Origin of the sequence: Paralimibaculum aggregatum, from assembly GCF_030270585.1 — a bacterium.
Classification (GTDB): Bacteria; Pseudomonadota; Alphaproteobacteria; order Rhodobacterales; family Rhodobacteraceae; genus Thermohalobaculum; species Thermohalobaculum aggregatum.
In genome coordinates, this window is sequence record NZ_BSYI01000029.1 from 1 (window position 1) to 15,342 (window position 15,342).

General features: G+C 71.1%; 15 protein-coding genes and 1 pseudogene. 3 read left to right on the plus strand and 13 right to left on the minus strand.

Annotated elements, in window-relative coordinates:
• Together QSJ97_RS16260 and QSJ97_RS16265 are read right to left on the minus strand one after the other, a co-directional pair.
• A pseudogene (locus QSJ97_RS16260) lies at positions 1–346 on the minus strand (peptidoglycan -binding protein); the annotation flags it as partial.
• Between the two features lie 12 nt (positions 347–358).
• Complete coding sequence (locus tag QSJ97_RS16265; RefSeq protein ID WP_285672991.1) at positions 359–1,594, minus strand: biopolymer transporter ExbB; 1,236 nt, start codon at positions 1,592–1,594, stop codon at positions 359–361.
• A gap of 224 nt (positions 1,595–1,818) precedes the next feature.
• On the opposite strand from QSJ97_RS16265, the gene ald reads away from it, so the two are divergent.
• Both ald and QSJ97_RS16275 read left to right on the plus strand, forming a co-directional pair.
• Positions 1,819–2,937: an alanine dehydrogenase gene (ald, locus tag QSJ97_RS16270; RefSeq protein WP_285672992.1), complete on the plus strand. Its 1,119-nt coding sequence runs from the start codon at positions 1,819–1,821 to the stop codon at positions 2,935–2,937.
• Positions 2,938–2,992: 55 nt separating this feature from the next.
• Positions 2,993–3,385, plus strand: coding sequence for a PAAR domain-containing protein (locus tag QSJ97_RS16275; RefSeq protein WP_285672993.1), 393 nt, complete (start codon positions 2,993–2,995; stop codon positions 3,383–3,385).
• Positions 3,386–3,408: 23 nt separating this feature from the next.
• Here QSJ97_RS16275 and QSJ97_RS16280 read toward each other — a convergent pair whose 3' ends face one another.
• The 11 genes from QSJ97_RS16280 to QSJ97_RS16330 all read right to left on the minus strand — a co-directional run bounded on the left by QSJ97_RS16280 (position 3,409) and on the right by QSJ97_RS16330 (position 15,013).
• On the minus strand, positions 3,409–4,212 hold the full coding sequence (locus tag QSJ97_RS16280) for an inositol monophosphatase family protein (protein WP_285672995.1): 804 nt from the start codon (positions 4,210–4,212) through the stop codon (positions 3,409–3,411).
• A gap of 78 nt (positions 4,213–4,290) precedes the next feature.
• Entirely contained in the window at positions 4,291–4,605 is a 315-nt protein-coding gene (locus QSJ97_RS16285) for a cupin domain-containing protein (RefSeq protein WP_285672996.1), read from the minus strand.
• Positions 4,589–5,152, minus strand: a complete 564-nt coding sequence (efp, locus tag QSJ97_RS16290) for an elongation factor P (protein ID WP_285672997.1) — start codon at positions 5,150–5,152, stop codon at positions 4,589–4,591. The genes QSJ97_RS16285 and efp overlap by 17 nt, the downstream gene beginning before the upstream one ends.
• 92 nt (positions 5,153–5,244) lie before the next feature.
• Entirely contained in the window at positions 5,245–5,790 is a 546-nt protein-coding gene (locus tag QSJ97_RS16295) for a hypothetical protein (RefSeq protein WP_285672998.1), read from the minus strand.
• A 177-nt stretch (positions 5,791–5,967) separates the two neighbouring features.
• The gene (locus QSJ97_RS16300) at positions 5,968–6,552 is read right to left on the minus strand and encodes an aminomethyltransferase family protein (RefSeq protein WP_285672999.1); all 585 of its coding nucleotides are present in this window, start codon (positions 6,550–6,552) and stop codon (positions 5,968–5,970) included.
• The gene (locus QSJ97_RS16305) at positions 6,545–9,526 is read right to left on the minus strand and encodes a 2Fe-2S iron-sulfur cluster-binding protein (protein WP_285673000.1); all 2,982 of its coding nucleotides are present in this window, start codon (positions 9,524–9,526) and stop codon (positions 6,545–6,547) included. The genes QSJ97_RS16300 and QSJ97_RS16305 overlap by 8 nt, the downstream gene beginning before the upstream one ends.
• Positions 9,523–9,807 (minus strand): sarcosine oxidase subunit delta, encoded by a 285-nt coding sequence (locus QSJ97_RS16310; protein ID WP_285673003.1) that lies wholly within the window; start codon positions 9,805–9,807, stop codon positions 9,523–9,525. The genes QSJ97_RS16305 and QSJ97_RS16310 overlap by 4 nt, the downstream gene beginning before the upstream one ends.
• A gap of 43 nt (positions 9,808–9,850) precedes the next feature.
• Positions 9,851–10,306: a GNAT family N-acetyltransferase gene (locus QSJ97_RS16315; RefSeq protein WP_285673005.1), complete on the minus strand. Its 456-nt coding sequence runs from the start codon at positions 10,304–10,306 to the stop codon at positions 9,851–9,853.
• On the minus strand, positions 10,306–11,574 hold the full coding sequence (locus QSJ97_RS16320) for a sarcosine oxidase subunit beta family protein (RefSeq protein ID WP_285673007.1): 1,269 nt from the start codon (positions 11,572–11,574) through the stop codon (positions 10,306–10,308). Before QSJ97_RS16320 ends, QSJ97_RS16315 begins: the two co-directional genes overlap by 1 nt.
• Entirely contained in the window at positions 11,574–14,012 is a 2,439-nt protein-coding gene (locus QSJ97_RS16325) for a GcvT family protein (RefSeq protein WP_285673008.1), read from the minus strand. Before QSJ97_RS16325 ends, QSJ97_RS16320 begins: the two co-directional genes overlap by 1 nt.
• 317 nt (positions 14,013–14,329) lie before the next feature.
• On the minus strand, positions 14,330–15,013 hold the full coding sequence (locus tag QSJ97_RS16330) for a helix-turn-helix transcriptional regulator (protein WP_285673009.1): 684 nt from the start codon (positions 15,011–15,013) through the stop codon (positions 14,330–14,332).
• A 142-nt stretch (positions 15,014–15,155) separates the two neighbouring features.
• Between QSJ97_RS16330 and QSJ97_RS16335 the strand changes: the two genes are divergently transcribed.
• Positions 15,156–15,329 (plus strand): hypothetical protein, encoded by a 174-nt coding sequence (locus QSJ97_RS16335; RefSeq protein WP_285673010.1) that lies wholly within the window; start codon positions 15,156–15,158, stop codon positions 15,327–15,329.
• Positions 15,330–15,342 lie beyond the last annotated feature (13 nt).

The following is a 15,342-nucleotide window of genomic DNA, read 5'->3' on the forward strand; positions in this document are numbered from 1 at the left end:
GCTCGAGCCGCGCCGCCTCGGCCTCCTCGTCGGCCAGCGCGGCGCCGAGCTGCGTGGCGCGGTCCTCCGCCGCCTCGGCGCGGGCGCGCTCGCCCGTCAGCACCTCCGAGAGCCCGGCGATGCGTGCCGAGAGGGCCGCGATCTGCTGGCCGCGGCGGTCGATCTCGTCCTCCTGCTGATGCAGGCGCCTGTCCTGCCCGAGAATCGTCTCGCGCAGGCTGAACTGGACGATCATGAAGATCGACACCACGAAGATCAGGATCAGCAGCAGCGCCGTCAGCCCGTCGACAAAGCCGGGCCAGATGCTGGAGTCGAACCGTCCGGTGCCGCGCCGCGCGAGCGCCATGCTCCCTCCCCGTCAGCCGCCGTCGCGGGTGCGCACGTCGATCAGGTTGATCAGCGCACGCAGCTCCGTGCGCAGCGCCGCCGTGGTCTCGTGCCGCCCCACCGCGAGATCGTCGGCCATGGCGCGGAGCTGGTGCTCGATGCCGCGCATCGACTGCACGACCTCGCCGTCCATGCCGCCGCCGCCGGTGCGTTCGAGCCCGTGCGCCACCGCCTGCTGGCTCGCGGCGATCTGGCCCGAGGCCTGCTCCAGCCGCTTCAGCGCATTGAGCAGCGCATGGTCGCGGCTCGCGGCCCGGTCGCGCGCGGTGCGCATCTCGTTGAAGAGCTCGGAGACCATCTGCCGCTCGTGGTCGATCTGCCCCGCCATGGCGGCGACGACATCCGCCGCCTGGGCCAGCCGGTTCTCCGCCTCGACACGTGCATTCTCCGCCTTCGCGGCGAACTCGGAGGTCCGCTCCAGCCCCTCGTCGACCCGCTCGAGCAGCGCCACCAGCGCGCCGTCCGGCCCCTCGCCCTCGGAGACCAGCCCGAGGCGGGTGAAACTGGCCAGCCATTCCTCGAGCTCGCGGTAGAAGCGGTTCTGCCCGTGCCCCGCGAAGAGCTCCAGCAGCCCGACGATCAGCGAGCCGGCGAGCCCCATCAGCGACGACGCGAAGGCCGTGCCCATGCCGGAGAGCTGGTCCTCGAGCCCGGCCATCAGCCGCGCGAACACCCCGACGCCGGAAACGTCGCCATCCGCCGGCGCCAGGCTGCGGATCGTGTTGACCACCGCCGGCACGGTGTTCGAGAGCCCCCAGAAGGTGCCGAGCAGCCCGAGAAAGATCAGCAGGTTGGTGATGTAGCGCGTGATGTCGCGCGCCTCGTCGATCCGCACCGCGATCGAATCGAGGATCGACTTGGTGGAGGACGCCGCGAGGCGCTTCTTCATCCGCCCCTCGCGCAGCATCGGCGCCATCGAGGCGACCAGCCGCGGCGGGCGGGAGATGTCGTGGCCCTGCAGCCCGGCCTGCAGGTCGCGCAGCCAGTTCGTCGCGGCGATCAGCTGGCTCACCTGCCAGAAGGTCGCGAAGACCCCGATCACGAAGACCGCGAAGATGAAGCCGTTGAGATAGACATTGGCGAAGAACACGGTCTGGATCTGCGCCGCCAGCACCGTGGCGCCCGTGCTGACCAGGATCAGCACGAGGAGCATCAGGAAGATCTGCCGAGTCGGCTGGGAAAACTCGACCCTGTGCTCCAAGCTCATGCGCGCCTCCCCCCGGAATGCGCCCACAATAGCCGCTGGCGAGGCGAATTCCAGCGGTCATTGCCGCGCCGCGACACCGGCGCGGGCGCCGCGCTGGCACGGGGGAATGCGCGGCGCTGGCTCCCCGGAGGATGCGGACAACCGCCCGCGCGCTTGTTACTCTCCCCTGCCCGCGATGGCGGGTGGGCAATGCGCCGGAAACCGGCCGACAGAGGAGGAGCGCGATGCGGATCGGATGTCCGAAGGAGATCAAGACACGGGAATACCGGGTGGGGCTGACCCCGCAGGCCGCCCGCGAGGCGGTGGCGCGCGGCCATGCGGTGATGGTCGAGGCCGGCGCCGGCGCCGGCGCGGGCTTCCCGGACGACGCCTATCAGGCGGCCGGCTGCGAGATCGCCGACGGGCCGGAGCGGGTCTTCGCCGAGGCCGAGCTGATCGTGAAGGTCAAGGAGCCGCAGGCCGAGGAGCGCAAGCGCCTCTCGGCCGGGCAGGTGCTGTTCACCTATCTCCATCTCGCACCCGACCCGGCGCAGACCCGCGACCTGCTGGAAAGCGGCGTCACCGCGATCGCCTACGAGACCGTCACCGACGATGCCGGGCGGCTGCCGCTGCTGGCGCCGATGTCGGAGGTTGCCGGCCGTCTCGCACCGCAGATGGGCGCCTGGGCGCTGCAGAAGGCCAATGGCGGGCGCGGCGTGCTGATGGGCGGCGTGCCCGGCGTCGGCCCGGCCGAGGTGGTGGTGCTCGGCGGCGGCGTGGTCGGCACTAACGCGGCGCGGGTGGCCGCCGGCATGGGCGCCGAGGTCACCGTGCTCGACCTCTCGATCGACCGGCTGCGCTATCTCGACGATGTCTACCGCGATCTCTTCCGCACCCGATACGCCTCGCAGACCGCCTCGGCCGAGCTGATCCGCCGCGCCGACATGATCGTCGGCGCCGTGCTGATCCCCGGGGCCGCCGCGCCGCGGCTGATCTCCCGCGCCGATCTCGCCGAGCTGCGCCCGGGCGCGGTGCTGGTCGATGTCGCGATCGACCAGGGCGGCTGCTTCGAGACCTCGCGCCCGACCACCCATGACGACCCGGTCTACGAGGTCGACGGCATCGTGCACTACTGCGTCGCCAACATGCCCGGCGCGGTGCCGCGGACCTCGACCATCGCCCTCGGCAACGCCACGCTGCGCCATGTCCTGGCCATCGCCGACAAGGGCTGGGCCGAGGCCTGCCGCGACGACCCGAACCTGCTCGCCGGGCTCAACACCCATGCCGGCAAGCTGACCAACTATGCCGTCGGCCGGGCGCTGGGCATCGACGTGATCTCGCCAAAGCTCGCGCTTTCCATGTGAGGCTTGACCCCTTCCCGGGCGACCGCCATCCTGACGCCTGCGAAGGGGTTTGAACATGTCCGAAGAAGAAGAAGAAGGCCCGAGCGAGGAAGAACTCCAGCAGGCGATGGATGACGCCGCCGCGGATTTCGCCGCAGCATCGCCCCCGGCCGGGGCGCCGCTGCTCGCCGCCCGGATCAGCGACCCGCATGTCTGCCCGATGGTCACCGGGATCGTGCCCCATGTCGGCGGGCCGATCCTGCCGCCCGGCGTGCCGACGGTGCTGATCGCCTGCATACCGGCGGCAAACGTGGGCACCATGGCCACCTGCACCGGCCCGCCCGACACCATCGTGAAGGGCTCGACCTCGGTGCTCACCGGCGGCAAGCCGCAGGCGCGGCTCACCGACATGACCAGCCATGGCGGGATCATCGTGATGGGTGCGCCGACGGTGATGGTCGGCGGCTGAGCCGCCGCCCCCGGGACTAGGCGTCAGGTCTCGGCAAGCAGCTTCATCAGCGGCGCATGCAGCTGCGCATTGGCGGCCAGCACCTCGCCGGTATCGCGCGGCGTCCGCTTGTCCCCCGGCACGGCGCCGAGGGTGGTCACCAGCCCGCCCGCCTCGGCCACCAGGATCTCCCCGGCGGCAAGGTCCCAGGGTTGCAGCTCGCGCTCCCAGAACCCGTCGAACCGGCCCACCGCGACATAGGCCATGTCGAGCGCGGCAGCGCCCCAGCGCCGCACGCCGGCCGAGCGCGGCATCAGCCGGGCGAGGTCCTTCAGCGTCTCCGGCAGGCTGTTCTTCGCACCGAAGGGCACGCCGGTGGCGAACAGCGCCGAGCCCATGTCGCGGCGCTGCGAGACCCGGGCGCGGCGGTCGTTCATCCAGGCGCCCTGGCCCTTCTCGGCGACGAACATCTCGTCCTTCGCCGGGTCGAAGACCACCCCCGCCACGATCTTGCCCTTGTGCTCGAGCGCGATCGACACCGCCCAGTGCGGCAGCCCGTGCAGGAAGTTAGTGGTGCCGTCGAGCGGGTCGACGATCCAGCGCCGGGTCGGGTCGGTGCCGGCTTCCTCGCCGGTCTCCTCGCCGAGCCAGCCATAATTGGGCCGGGCGTTGAGCAGCTCCTCCTTCAGCACCTGCTCGGCCTTGCGGTCGGCATTGCTGACGAAATCGCCGGCGCCCTTGACGCTCACCTGCAGGTTCTCGACCTCGCCGAAATCCCGCACGAGGCCGCGTCCGGCCTTGCGCGCGGCACGGATCATGATGTTCAGCGTCGGCGACGCGGTCGACATATCAGCGCTCCCACTGGGATTGGCGCGGGGGACGGCGGGCGGGGGTGGGCGGGCGGGCCGTCCGCCGTCCCCCGCGCCTCAGGCCTGCCCCGGCTCCAGGAGTTCGGTCTCGACGAAGACGAGCTCGCCCTCGCCGGCATTGATCACGTCATGCGCGACGCCCGCCGGCCGGAAATAGGACCGGCCGGCCACCATCTCCACCCGCGACACCGCACCCGCGGCATCGACGATGTCCACCGGCTGCGAGGTCACCGGGGTGATCACGTAGTCGTGCCCATGCACGTGCCAGCCGGTCGCGGCGCCGGGCGCGAAGCGCCACTCGATCACCCGCACCCGGGCATTCTCCACCATCACGGTGGGCTGCGCCGGGGCGCGCTCAGGCTCGCTCGACATACTCGAAGGTCTCCGTGTTCACGACGATCGCCTCGCCCTCGCCGACGAAGGGCGGCACCATCACCCGCACGCCGTTGTCGAGCACCGCCGGCTTGTAGGAATTGGCCGCCGTCTGCCCCTTCACCACCGGCTCGGTCTCGGCGATCGTGCAGGTCACCTTCTCCGGCAGGGTGACGTTCAGCGCCTCCTCGCCGTAATACTCGATGGTCACGGTCATCCCGTCCTGCAGGAAGGGCCGCGCCTCGCCGAGCAGGTCCGCCGGCAGCTCGATCTGCTCGAAGCTCTCGGTGTCCATGAAGGTGAACATGCCGTCGGTCTCGTAGAGGAACTGCTGGTCCTTCTGCTCGAGCCGCACCCGCTCCACCTTGTCCGCCGAGCGGAACCGCTCGTTCAGCTTGGAGCCGTTGCGCAGGTTCTTCAGCTCGACCTGGGCAAAGGCGCCGCCCTTGCCGGGCTTGACATGGTCGGTCTTGACCGCGACCCAGAGCCCGCCGTTGTGCTCGATGATGTTGCCGCGCCGGATTTCGTTGCCGCTGATCTTGGGCATGGGGACCGCTCCGCTCTCCTCGGGTTGGGGGCGTCTATAGCCGTGCTGCGGCGGGGGGACAAGGCCGCCCGGTCAGCGGCGTCAGGGCCGCGTCACTCCGTGGGCGGCGGCGGGCAGGTGGCAGGGTCGGCCGGCGCGAGACGGTAGGCGGTGCGTTCCGCCCCGGCATCCCGCACCCAGCGTACCTCCGGCATGTCCTCGCCATCCTCCGGCGGCTCGCCGCAGCTGCCCTCGACCAGAAAGCCTCGGGTGCGCAGGATCACGTTGCCGGCAGGCTCCGCCCAGGCCTCGAAGCCGCCGCCATCGCATTCCACGAAGCAGGCCAGCGCGCCCCTGCGCCCGTCGGTGACCTCCGCCCCCTCCGGGCAGATCAGCCAGGCATGGAACAGCTCCGGCGCATCGCGGAATTCGGCCCGCACCTGCGCCGCGCGGTCGGGGCTGCCCGGCTGCATAGGCAGGATCAGCAGCTCGAGCATCCGCACCGACTGCGCCGGCTGCGCCGCGAGATGTTGCGCCGAATAGACCCGGCGATAGCAGGCGCCCGGATCGAGCGCCCCGGCTGCCGCCAGCCCGGGCAGCCCCGCAACGCAGGCCGCCAGAGCCAGGCCCCGGGCCGTTTGCAATCCCGCATGCCGCATGCCAGCCTCCCTCACCTGCGTCGATCCTCGCACGATACGCCCCGCCCGGTCACCACGCGCGCACCGGTCCGCAGCGCCGCGCGGGCGCGACCCCGCCACCGGCGATGCGGCCGACGCGCGGCCCCCGGAGGGTGCTGGAGGCAGGGGCACCGGCATCGACGCGGGGCGCGCCCCGGATCAACCGATCTCGATGCCGAACTGCGCGCCGGTTTCCAGCAGTTGCTCCCAGGCGGTCAGGGCGAAGCTCCGCAGCACCAGGAGATCCAGCGCCTCCTCGCGGCCGAGCACGATCATGCCGACCCCGTGCATCGCCGAGACCGCCACCTGCCCCGCCCCGAACCGTCCGGGCCGCAGATCCAGCGGCAGCAGCCGCGCCATCAGCTCGCCCCGCGCCGAGCCCGCGACCCGGATCACCGTGCGCGCATGGGAGAGCTCGAGCACCGTGCCGTCCTCGCCCGCCACCTCGGGCCGCGCGAGCGCCGGGGCCGGCGCCTCGCTCAGCAGCAGCCATTTCAGCGCCTCGGTGCGCAGCGCGGCCGCCGCACCGCCCGTCGCCGCCCGGCCCGGCTTCGGTGCCGCCTCCGTGCCCGCCGCCGCGGCGACGACCGCCCCAACGGCCCCGACCCGTCCGGGCCAGGCGCCGATCTGCCAGAGGCTCGAGAGCCGCCGTTCGCTCAGGGTCAGCCCCGGCCCGCCCGCGCCGACGATGCCGAGCTGCCGGGGCGCGAGATGCCCCGCAAGCGCCGAGACCCGCTCAACCATGCATCCGCTCCCCCTTGGTATCCAGCCGATGCGCAGGGAACACCCGCGCCCGCACCCGGTAGCCGCGCACCGGATCGGCGATGATCACCTCCCGGTCGGCATATCGCTCCGGCCCGCCGGCGATCATGCCGATGCCGAGCCAGCCGCCGCCGAAGGCCGGGGCCACCGTCACCCCGGTGATCCAGCCGAGCCCGTGGCCCTCGACATGCTCCGGATCGCAGACGATGGCGCCGATCCTGAACCTCTGCGCCGGGTCCACCGGCTCGAAATGCGCTAGCTGCGGGCGATCCTCGCGCGTCAGCTCCGGCCGCCCGGCCAGCACCTTGCCGATGAAGGGCTTCTTCGAGGAGGCCATGCGCCCGAGCCCGGCATCCGCGAGCGTCACGCGCCCGTCGAGCTCGGCATGGGTCACATGCCCCTTCTCGATGCGCAGCGCCCCCAGCGCCTCGACGCCATAGACACAGCCTTCCTCGGCCTTCACCCGCGCCTCGACCGCACGCCAGAGCGCCGGGCCGAAATCCGAGGGCGTGTAGACCTCGTAGGCCATCTCGCCGGAGAAGCTGATCCGCGCGATCAGCACCGGCACGCGGCCGCCCTCGACCGCCACTTCGGTGCGCAGGATGCCCATGAAGGGCAGCGCCTCGTCGCCCATGTCGTCCGCGACGATGGGCGCCAGCGCCTTGCGCGCCCGCGGCCCGGCCACCGCGATGCCGGCCCACTGGTCGGTGGTGGAGGCGACATGCACCCTGAGCTCGGGCCAGCGGGTCTGCAGTAGCAGCTCCAGCCATTGCAGCACCCCGGCGGCCTGCGCCGTGGTCGCGGTCATCAGGAAATCGTCCTCGGCGAGGCGCCAGGTGACGCCGTCGTCATAGACGATGCCGTCGTCGCGCAGCATCACGCCATAGCGGCACTTCATCACCGGCAGCTTGGCGAAGCCGTTGACATAGACCCGGTTGAGCAGCTCCGCCGCATCCGGCCCCTGCACCTGGATCTTGCCGAGGGTGGTGACGTCGACCATGCCGACGGTCTCGCGCACCGCGGTGGCCTCGCGGACATAGGCCTTGCCCAGCTCCTCGCCGTCATGCGCCGGCATGTACCAGCAGCGCTTCCAGAGCCCGGCATCGGTGAACACGGCGCCGGCCTCGGCCTGCACCTGGTGCATCGGGGTGCGCCGCACCGCGCGCCAGTGCTCGCCGCGCGCCCGCCCCGCGATGGCGCCGATCGGCACCGGCGTGAAGGGCGGGCGGAAGGTGGTGATGCCGGTCTCGGGAATGGTCTGGCCCAGCGCCTCGGCGAGGATCGCGAGGCCGAGCACGCCGCCGGTCTTGCCCTGGTCGGTGGCCATGCCATGCGTGGTGTAGCGCTTCATGTGCTCCACCGAGACATAGCCCTCCGCCGCCGCCTGCTTGATGTCGGCGCTGGTGACGTCGTGCTGCAGGTCGACGAAGCTCTTGAGCTTGCGCCCCTCGGCCTTGCTCTCCCAGAGCGGCTGCTGGGGGCCGAGCCCGCCCGGCGCCGGCGCCTCGGGCGCCTGAGGACGGCGGCCGGTCAGCCGCTCCACGGCATCCGCGGCGCTGGCGCGGGCATGGGCGACCGCCTCGGCGGTGCCGAAGACCCCGGCCGCGGCGCCGGTGAGCGTCACCCCTGCCGGCGGCTCGCCGGAGAGGAAGCAGGCCATCTCCTCGTTCCAGACCGGCTTCACCCCGCGATGGCAGACGAGATGGATCGCCGGGGACCAGCCGCCCGCGACGCCCACCGCCTCGCAGGGCAGCCTGCGCCCGGCGGCACTGCCACCGGCCGCGATCTCGAGCTGGTAGCCACCCGGCTTGCCATGCAGCTCCAGCGGCAGATGGCCCATGATGCGCTCGATGCCGGCCTTGTCGGCGGCGGCCGCGACCGCGTCGGAAGCCGCGGCACGGGAATCCACCACCACCGCCTCGAGCCCCGCCTCGGCCAGCGCCAGCGCGGCGCGGTAGCCGTCGTCGCCGCCGGTGGCGATCACCGTGCGCCGCCCCGGCGCCACGGCAAAGCGGCGGGCATAGCGTTCCACCGCGCCGGCCAGCATCACGCCCGGACGGTCGTTGTTGCCGAAGGCGGCCATGCGCTCGATGGCGCCGGTGGCGAGGATCACCGCCCCCGGCCGAACCACCCGCAGCCGCCCGCGCGGCAGCGCCGGGTCGGGGCTCGACAGATGGTCGGTAACCCGCTCGTAGAGGCCCACCACATTGCCGTCATAGAGGCCGAAGGCGGTGGTCCGCGGCATCACCCGCACGCTCTTGAGGCCGGCGAGCCGGGCGGCCACCCAGTCCTTCGCCCAGGCGCCCTCGACCTGCTCGGCCGCGCCGATCAGCCCGCCGCCGAGCGCGAAGTCCTGCTCGACCAGCATCACGTCGAGCCCCTCGGCGGCCGCGAGTTCCGCTGCCGCGAGCCCGGAGGGGCCGGAGCCCACCACCAGGAGGTCGCAATGCTCGTGCACCACCTCATAGGCGTCCGGGTCGGGCTCCCGCGCCGCCGCGCCGAGGCCGGCCGCGCGCCGGATCACCTTCTCGAACTGCATCCAGTGCGCGGTGTCCTTGGTCAGTCCGAAGAAGGTCTTGTAGTAGAAGCCGGCGGCAAAGAACCGGCTCATCAGGCTGTTGACCGCGCCGACATCCATGCGCACCGAGGGCCAGGCATTCTGACCCGAGGCGGCGAGGCCGTCGAAGAGCTCGACCTCCGGCGCCTTGGCGTTCGGCACCCGCCGCGGGCCCTTGCCGAGGGTGACCAGCGCCGAGGGCTCCTCCGGCCCGGCCGCCACGATGCCGCGCGGGCGGTGATACTTGAAGCCGCGGGCGATCACCCGCTCGCCATTCGCGAGCAGCGCCGAGGCGAGGCTGTCGCCGCGATGCCCGGCGAGCTTCTTCCCGTCCCAGGTGAAGGAGAGCTGCGCCGCGCGGTCGATCGCGCCGCCGGTGTTGAGCCTGAGCCCGCTCATGCGTCCTCCTCCAGCGCCGCGGCCATGCCCGGATGGGCCAGCCGCGCGCCCGAGATCTCGTGGGTCAGGGTGTCGCGCTCGACGATCAGCAGCGCCCGGCAGCCCTGGGTGTGGTGCCATATCTCGCTGTGCGGCCCGCGCGGGTTCTCGCGCAGGAACACCGCCTCGAACCATTCCTGCTCCGGCGCGTCGAGCGCCGGATAGGCGACGGTGGCATCGCCCTCGTAGACGAATTCGGTGTGGTCGCGCGGCCCGCAGACCGGGCAGGGGATCCTCAGCATAGCGGTTCTCCTCGCTGCGGGGCGGTGGTGGCGTAAGGCTGGGTCATCCGGCGCTCCCGTCGCTGTGGTCGGAGCGCATCCCGGTGGACCAGGCCACGAAGCCGCGCGACTGCCAGAAGTCGCGGGCATGATCGGCCGATACCTCGAGGCGGATCGGCCTCGCCGGCAGCACCTCCGCGCGTAGCCGCTGCCAGAGCGCCGCGCCCAGCCCGGCGCCGCGCTGCTCCGCCGCGATGGCATAGTTGCGGATGAAGACATGGTCGCCCAGATCGGCCCAGAGCACATAGCCGAGCGGGCGCCCCTCCGCCTCCATCAGCACCGCCTGCTGGGCCGGAACGCCGAGCATCAGCGCGAGCTTGCCCTCGGCCGCCGCAGCGGTCATCGCCGTGCCATGCGATGCCGCCATCCCGACATAGAGCTCGGCCAGCGCTGGCAGGTCGCCGCTCTCCGCCGGGCGCAGCCGCACCGCCCCGGGATCGGTTCCGAGCTGCACCCCCATCAGTGCACCTTGGCCCAGGGGCCGTGGCCCGATTCGTCGATCTGGTAACCGCGGGCATAGCGGTCGAGCGTCAGCCGGCGGTTGGCCTCGTGCGGCTCGTCCTTCGCGATGGTGTGGGCGAACACGTGCCCCGAGCCCGGCGTCGCCTTGAAGCCGCCATAGCACCAGCCGGCATTGAGATAGAGGCCCGGGATATCGGTCTTGGTGATGATCGGCGAGCCGTCCATCGACATGTCCATCACGCCGGCCCATTGCCGCAGCACCCGCACCCGGCCGAGGCAGGGCATGATCGCGAGGCAGTTGGCCATCACGTCCTCGTAGATCGGCAGATTGCCCTTCTGCGCATAGGAGCAGTAGCCGTCGAGATCGCCGCCGAACACCATCGAGCCCTTGTCGGACTGGCTGATGTAGAAGTGACCCGGCCCGCCGAACACCACCACGGTGTCGAGGATCGGCTTCAGCGCCTCGGAGACGAAGGCCTGCAGCTTGTGCGTCTCGATCGGCAGGCGGCCGAGCCCGGCCTTGTGCGCCAGCACCGAGGTGTGGCCCGCCACCGCGAGCCCGACCTTCTCCGCCATGATCTCCCGGCTCTCGCCGCCGCGCCTGACCTCGACGCCGACCACCGCACCGGCCTTCTTGACGAAGCCGGTGACCTCGGTGCCCTGCAGGATATCGACGCCGAGCGCGCTGGCGGCCCGGGCGAAGCCCCAGTTCACCGCATCGTGCCGCGCGGTGCCGGCCCGTGGCTGCACATAGGCACCGAGGATCGGGTAGCGCCCGTCATAGGCGAGATGCGGGATCCGCTTCATCAGCTCGTCGCGGTCCCAGTACTCGCCGTCGATCCCGTTCAGCCGCATGATGTTGTAGCGCCGCGCCATGGCGTCGCGCTGGCCGGGGGTGAACACCAGGTTCACATGCGCCCGCTGGCTGAACATCACGTTGTAGTTGAGCTCGTGACTCAGCGTCTCCCAGAGCTTCAGCGAGTGCTCGTAGAACTCGGTGTTGCCCGGCATCATGTAGTTGGAGCGCACGATCGTGGTGTTGCGCCCGGCATTGCCGCCGCCGAGCCAGCCCTTCTCGATCACCGCGACGTTGCGGATCTTGTGCACCTTGGCGAGGTAGTAGGCGGTGGCCAGCCCGTGCCCGCCGCCGCCGACCACGATCACGTCGTAATAGGGCTTGGGCTCGGGCTGGTCCCAGACCTTGTCCCAGATCCCGGGGCCCTTGAGCCCCGCGCGGATCACCTGCCAGACATTGTATCGCTGCATCAGCCGCGCATCCTCTCGGCATTGGCATCCCAGATGGGCGCATGCTGCACCCGCGCGGGCAGCTTTTCACCGAGCAGCTCGATTTGCCAGGGGCCATCCGCCGCGGCGTGCTCCTTGCCGACATAGCCCATGGCCATCGAGGCGCCGGAATTGTGCGCGAAGCCGCCGGAGGTGACCCAGCCCACGACGTCGCCGTTGAGATAGATCGGCTCGTCGCCGATCACGTCGGCATCCTTCGCCTCGACGACGAAGGTCTTCAGCCGCAGCTTGCCGCCCGCGGCGCGCTCGGCCTGCGCCGCCGTCTTGCCGATGAAGTCGGCCTCCTTCTCATAGGCCACGAAGCGGTCGAGCCCGGCCTCGAGCGGGCCGTAGATCGGGCGGTACTCGCGCGCCCAGCCGCCGAAATTCTTCTCCAGCCGCATGGCGTTGAGCGCACGCAGGCCGAAGAGCCTGAGGTCGAACTCCTCGCCCGCCGCCAGCAGCCGCTCGAAGACCTGGCGCTGGTATTCCGGCTTCATCCAGATCTCGTAGCCGAGATCGCCGGTGAAGCTGACGCGGCCGACCATGCAGGGCGCCATGCCCACCTCCATGCGCTGGAAGCCCATGAAGCGGAACGCCTTCGCCGAGATGTCGGAATGGGTGAGCTTCTCCAGCACCTTGCGCGCATTCGGCCCGGCGATGGAGAGGCCGCAGAGGCCGAGCCCCACCACCTCGAGGCTGACCGAGCCGTCGGTCGGCATATGCGCCTCGAACCAGCGGGCATAGTAGACCTCCGCCATGCCCGAGCCGGCGATGAAGAACTCGTCCTCGGCGAGGCAGGCCAGCGACAGGTCGCCGATCAGCTTGCCGTCCTGCTTCAGCATCGGCGCCAGCGTCATCCGGCCGGGCTTGGGGATCTTGCAGGCCAGCACCCGGTCGAGGAAGGCGCGCGCGCCGCGGCCGCGGACGAAGAACTTCGAGAAGCCCGAGATCTCCATCATGCCGACGCTGTCGCGCACCGCCTTCACCTCGGCCTTCACATGCTCGAAATCGGTCGAGCGGCGCCAGGAGAAGACGTCCTCCGTGCCGTCCGGCGAGAACCAGAGCGGCGCCTCGAGGCCCCAGCTGTCGCCGAACTGCGCGCCCATCTGCGCCAGCCGGTCGTAGATCGGCGTGGTCTTGTGCCGCCGCGCCGCCTGCAGCTCCTCGTTGGGGAACTTGATCGAGAAGCGGCGGGAATAGTTCTCCTGCACCTTGGGGTTGGTGTAGGACATCGTCGCCCAGTCGCCGTAGCGTGCGACATCCATCGCCCAGACATCGAAGCCCGGATCGCCGTCGATCATCCAGTTGGCCAGCGCCAGCCCGACGCCGCCGCCCTGCGAGAAGCCCGCCATCACGCCGCAGGCCGACCAGTAGCCCGGCAGGCCGCGCACCGGGCCGATCACCGGGTTGCCGTCGGGCGCGAAGGTGAAGGGGCCGTTGATGATCTGCTTGATGCCGGCCTTCTGGAAGGCGGGGAAATGCTCGAAGCCGACCTCGAGCGAGGGCGCGATGCGGTCGATGTCGGGCTGCAGCAGCTCGTGGCCGAACTCCCAGGGCGTCACCCGCTCCGACCAGGGCACGCAGGCCTTCTCGTAGGTGCCCATCAGCATGCCGCCGCGCTCCTGGCGGAGATAGAGCTCGCCGTCGAAATCGACCGCGTGCACGACCTCCTTGCCGGTGCTCTCGTTGATCTCGGCGACCTCCGGCATATCCTCGGTGATGAGATACATGTGCTCCATGGCGAGGATCGGGATCTCGAGGCCGACCATGCGGCCGAGCTCGCGCGCCCAGAGCCCGCCCGCATTGACGATGTGCTCGGCGCGCACGTCGCCCTTGTCGGTATGCACGATCCACTCGGCCCGGCCATCGGCCGAGGCGGAGCGCGAGAGCCCCGTCACCATGGTGTGGGTGTGGATCGCGGCGCCGAGCTTGCGGGCCGACTTGGCATAGGCATGGGTGACGCCGGAGGGATCGAGATGGCCGTCGACCACCGTGCGCAGCGCACCGACGAACTGCCGCGGATCGAGCAGCGGCATGTCGGCATGGGCCTCCTCGGGGGTGATGACCTCGGTCTCGATGCCCTGGTACTTGCCCTTTGCGGCGAGGCCTTTCAGCCAGTCGAACCGCTCCGGGGTGGAGGCCAGCATCACGCCGCCGGTCATGTGGAAGCCGGTGGCCTGCTCGGAAAGCGCCTCGATCTCCCGGTAGAGTTCGATGGTGTATTTCTGCAGCTTGGCGACGTTGGGATCGCCGTTGATGGTGTGGCAGCCGCCGGCGGCGTGCCAGGTCGAGCCGCTGGTCAGCTCCGAGCGCTCGAGCAGCATGATGTCGGTCCAGCCGGCGCGGGCCAGATGATAGAGGACGGAGCAGCCGACAACGCCGCCTCCGATGACGACGACCCGTGCGGTGGAGTTCATGGCACTTCTCCCTGAGAGCTTTCTCTCTGTTCAACCGCGAATCCGGGGCGCCCGAGGCCCGAGACGCGTCGTCGCACGTCAACTTTGCGACAGCCGTGCGACAGCACGCGATGCCGCCGGCACCTGAACCCTGCAGCAGGCGGAGGAAGCGCCGCGTCCGCGGTCGCGCCGCTGGTCGCCCGGTCTCCCGCGGCGCGCTGCAAGGGGTGCGCCCGTGGCGAGCGGGCGAAGGCCCGGCCGGGGCGGCATGACCGGGGCCGGAGAAGTGCTGCGACCTGCGCTGGGGAAAGGGCCTCCCAGGAGCGAAGGCCGGCGTCTCAGCCGCTGCGGCGTTCCTCGGCGAGCCGCTGCTCGAGGCGGTGGCGCAGATCGGTGCCGAATCGCGCCTCGAGCGGCGTCAGCCCGCGGATACGGTCGATCCGGAACATGCGGAAATCGCCGCGCAGCTCGCACCAGCCGGTGAGGGTCCAGACCGGGCCGAAGAAGGAAATCAGCAGCGGGCAGAGGGTGCGCGTGGTCTGCCGTCCGGCGAGGTCGGTATAGCCGAAGGCGACCTTCTGCCGCCCCCGGATCGCGGCGCGGAGCGCGGCGAGATCGATCTCCAGCGGCTCCGCATGATGGCGCGCGGGCGCATCGAGCGGCACCCGGGCGGCATGTTCGCGCAGATGCCCGGGCAGCGCGTCGGAGACCTTGGCGAGCGCCCGATCCGCCGCCCGCGTCAGCGCCGGATCGGCCCAGGCGGCGACGATGCGCAGGCCGAGCACCAGTGCCTCGATCTCGTCCTCGTCGAACATCAGCGGCGGCAGATCGAACCCGTCGCGCAGCAGGTAGCCGACCCCCGCCTCGCCGTCGATCGGCAGGCCGGCGGCGATCAGGCTCGCCATGTCGCGGTAGATCGTGCGCTCGGAGACCTCGAGGGCGGCGGCGATGTCGCGTGCCCGCACCACGCCGCGGCCGCGCAGGAGTTCGATGATGTCGAACAGACGGTCGGCGCGGCGCATGGGGCGGTTCCTTCGCTGGCGGTAGGCGGCGGGGCGATGGCGGCATCGGTAGCGAGCCTGGCGGAGGGCTCCTGACGCCATGCTGTCAGGAGCCCTTTGCCATCATGCCCCTGTAACGCCAGACCTGCGAATGGAGAATGCCATGGGCCCCTACTACGACACCGCGCACCGGATTGCCGAACGGCTCGGCGATCGCCGCCCGGAACGCCTGCATCCCGGGCTTTTCGGGGACACCGGGAGCCGCCATACGATGCCCGATCTCTGGACCGGACTCACCGCGCTTTCGGTGCTGCTGCTGGCCGGTGCGGTGCTGTGAGCCGGGAGGCGCC

Bases quoted from the DNA above. Each gene is read 5' to 3' on its own strand.
- QSJ97_RS16265 (WP_285672991.1), bottom strand. From the start codon at position 1,594: ATGAGCTTGGAGCACAGGGTCGAGTTTTCCCAGCCGACTCGGCAGATC.
- ald (WP_285672992.1), top strand. From the start codon at position 1,819: ATGCGGATCGGATGTCCGAAGGAGATCAAGACACGGGAATACCGGGTG.
- QSJ97_RS16275 (WP_285672993.1), top strand. From the start codon at position 2,993: ATGTCCGAAGAAGAAGAAGAAGGCCCGAGCGAGGAAGAACTCCAGCAG.
- QSJ97_RS16280 (WP_285672995.1), bottom strand. From the start codon at position 4,212: ATGTCGACCGCGTCGCCGACGCTGAACATCATGATCCGTGCCGCGCGC.
- QSJ97_RS16285 (WP_285672996.1), bottom strand. From the start codon at position 4,605: ATGTCGAGCGAGCCTGAGCGCGCCCCGGCGCAGCCCACCGTGATGGTG.
- efp (WP_285672997.1), bottom strand. From the start codon at position 5,152: ATGCCCAAGATCAGCGGCAACGAAATCCGGCGCGGCAACATCATCGAG.
- QSJ97_RS16295 (WP_285672998.1), bottom strand. From the start codon at position 5,790: ATGCGGCATGCGGGATTGCAAACGGCCCGGGGCCTGGCTCTGGCGGCC.
- QSJ97_RS16300 (WP_285672999.1), bottom strand. From the start codon at position 6,552: ATGGTTGAGCGGGTCTCGGCGCTTGCGGGGCATCTCGCGCCCCGGCAG.
- QSJ97_RS16305 (WP_285673000.1), bottom strand. From the start codon at position 9,526: ATGAGCGGGCTCAGGCTCAACACCGGCGGCGCGATCGACCGCGCGGCG.
- QSJ97_RS16310 (WP_285673003.1), bottom strand. From the start codon at position 9,807: ATGCTGAGGATCCCCTGCCCGGTCTGCGGGCCGCGCGACCACACCGAA.
- QSJ97_RS16315 (WP_285673005.1), bottom strand. From the start codon at position 10,306: ATGGGGGTGCAGCTCGGAACCGATCCCGGGGCGGTGCGGCTGCGCCCG.
- QSJ97_RS16320 (WP_285673007.1), bottom strand. From the start codon at position 11,574: ATGCAGCGATACAATGTCTGGCAGGTGATCCGCGCGGGGCTCAAGGGC.
- QSJ97_RS16325 (WP_285673008.1), bottom strand. From the start codon at position 14,012: ATGAACTCCACCGCACGGGTCGTCGTCATCGGAGGCGGCGTTGTCGGC.
- QSJ97_RS16330 (WP_285673009.1), bottom strand. From the start codon at position 15,013: ATGCGCCGCGCCGACCGTCTGTTCGACATCATCGAACTCCTGCGCGGC.
- QSJ97_RS16335 (WP_285673010.1), top strand. From the start codon at position 15,156: ATGGGCCCCTACTACGACACCGCGCACCGGATTGCCGAACGGCTCGGC.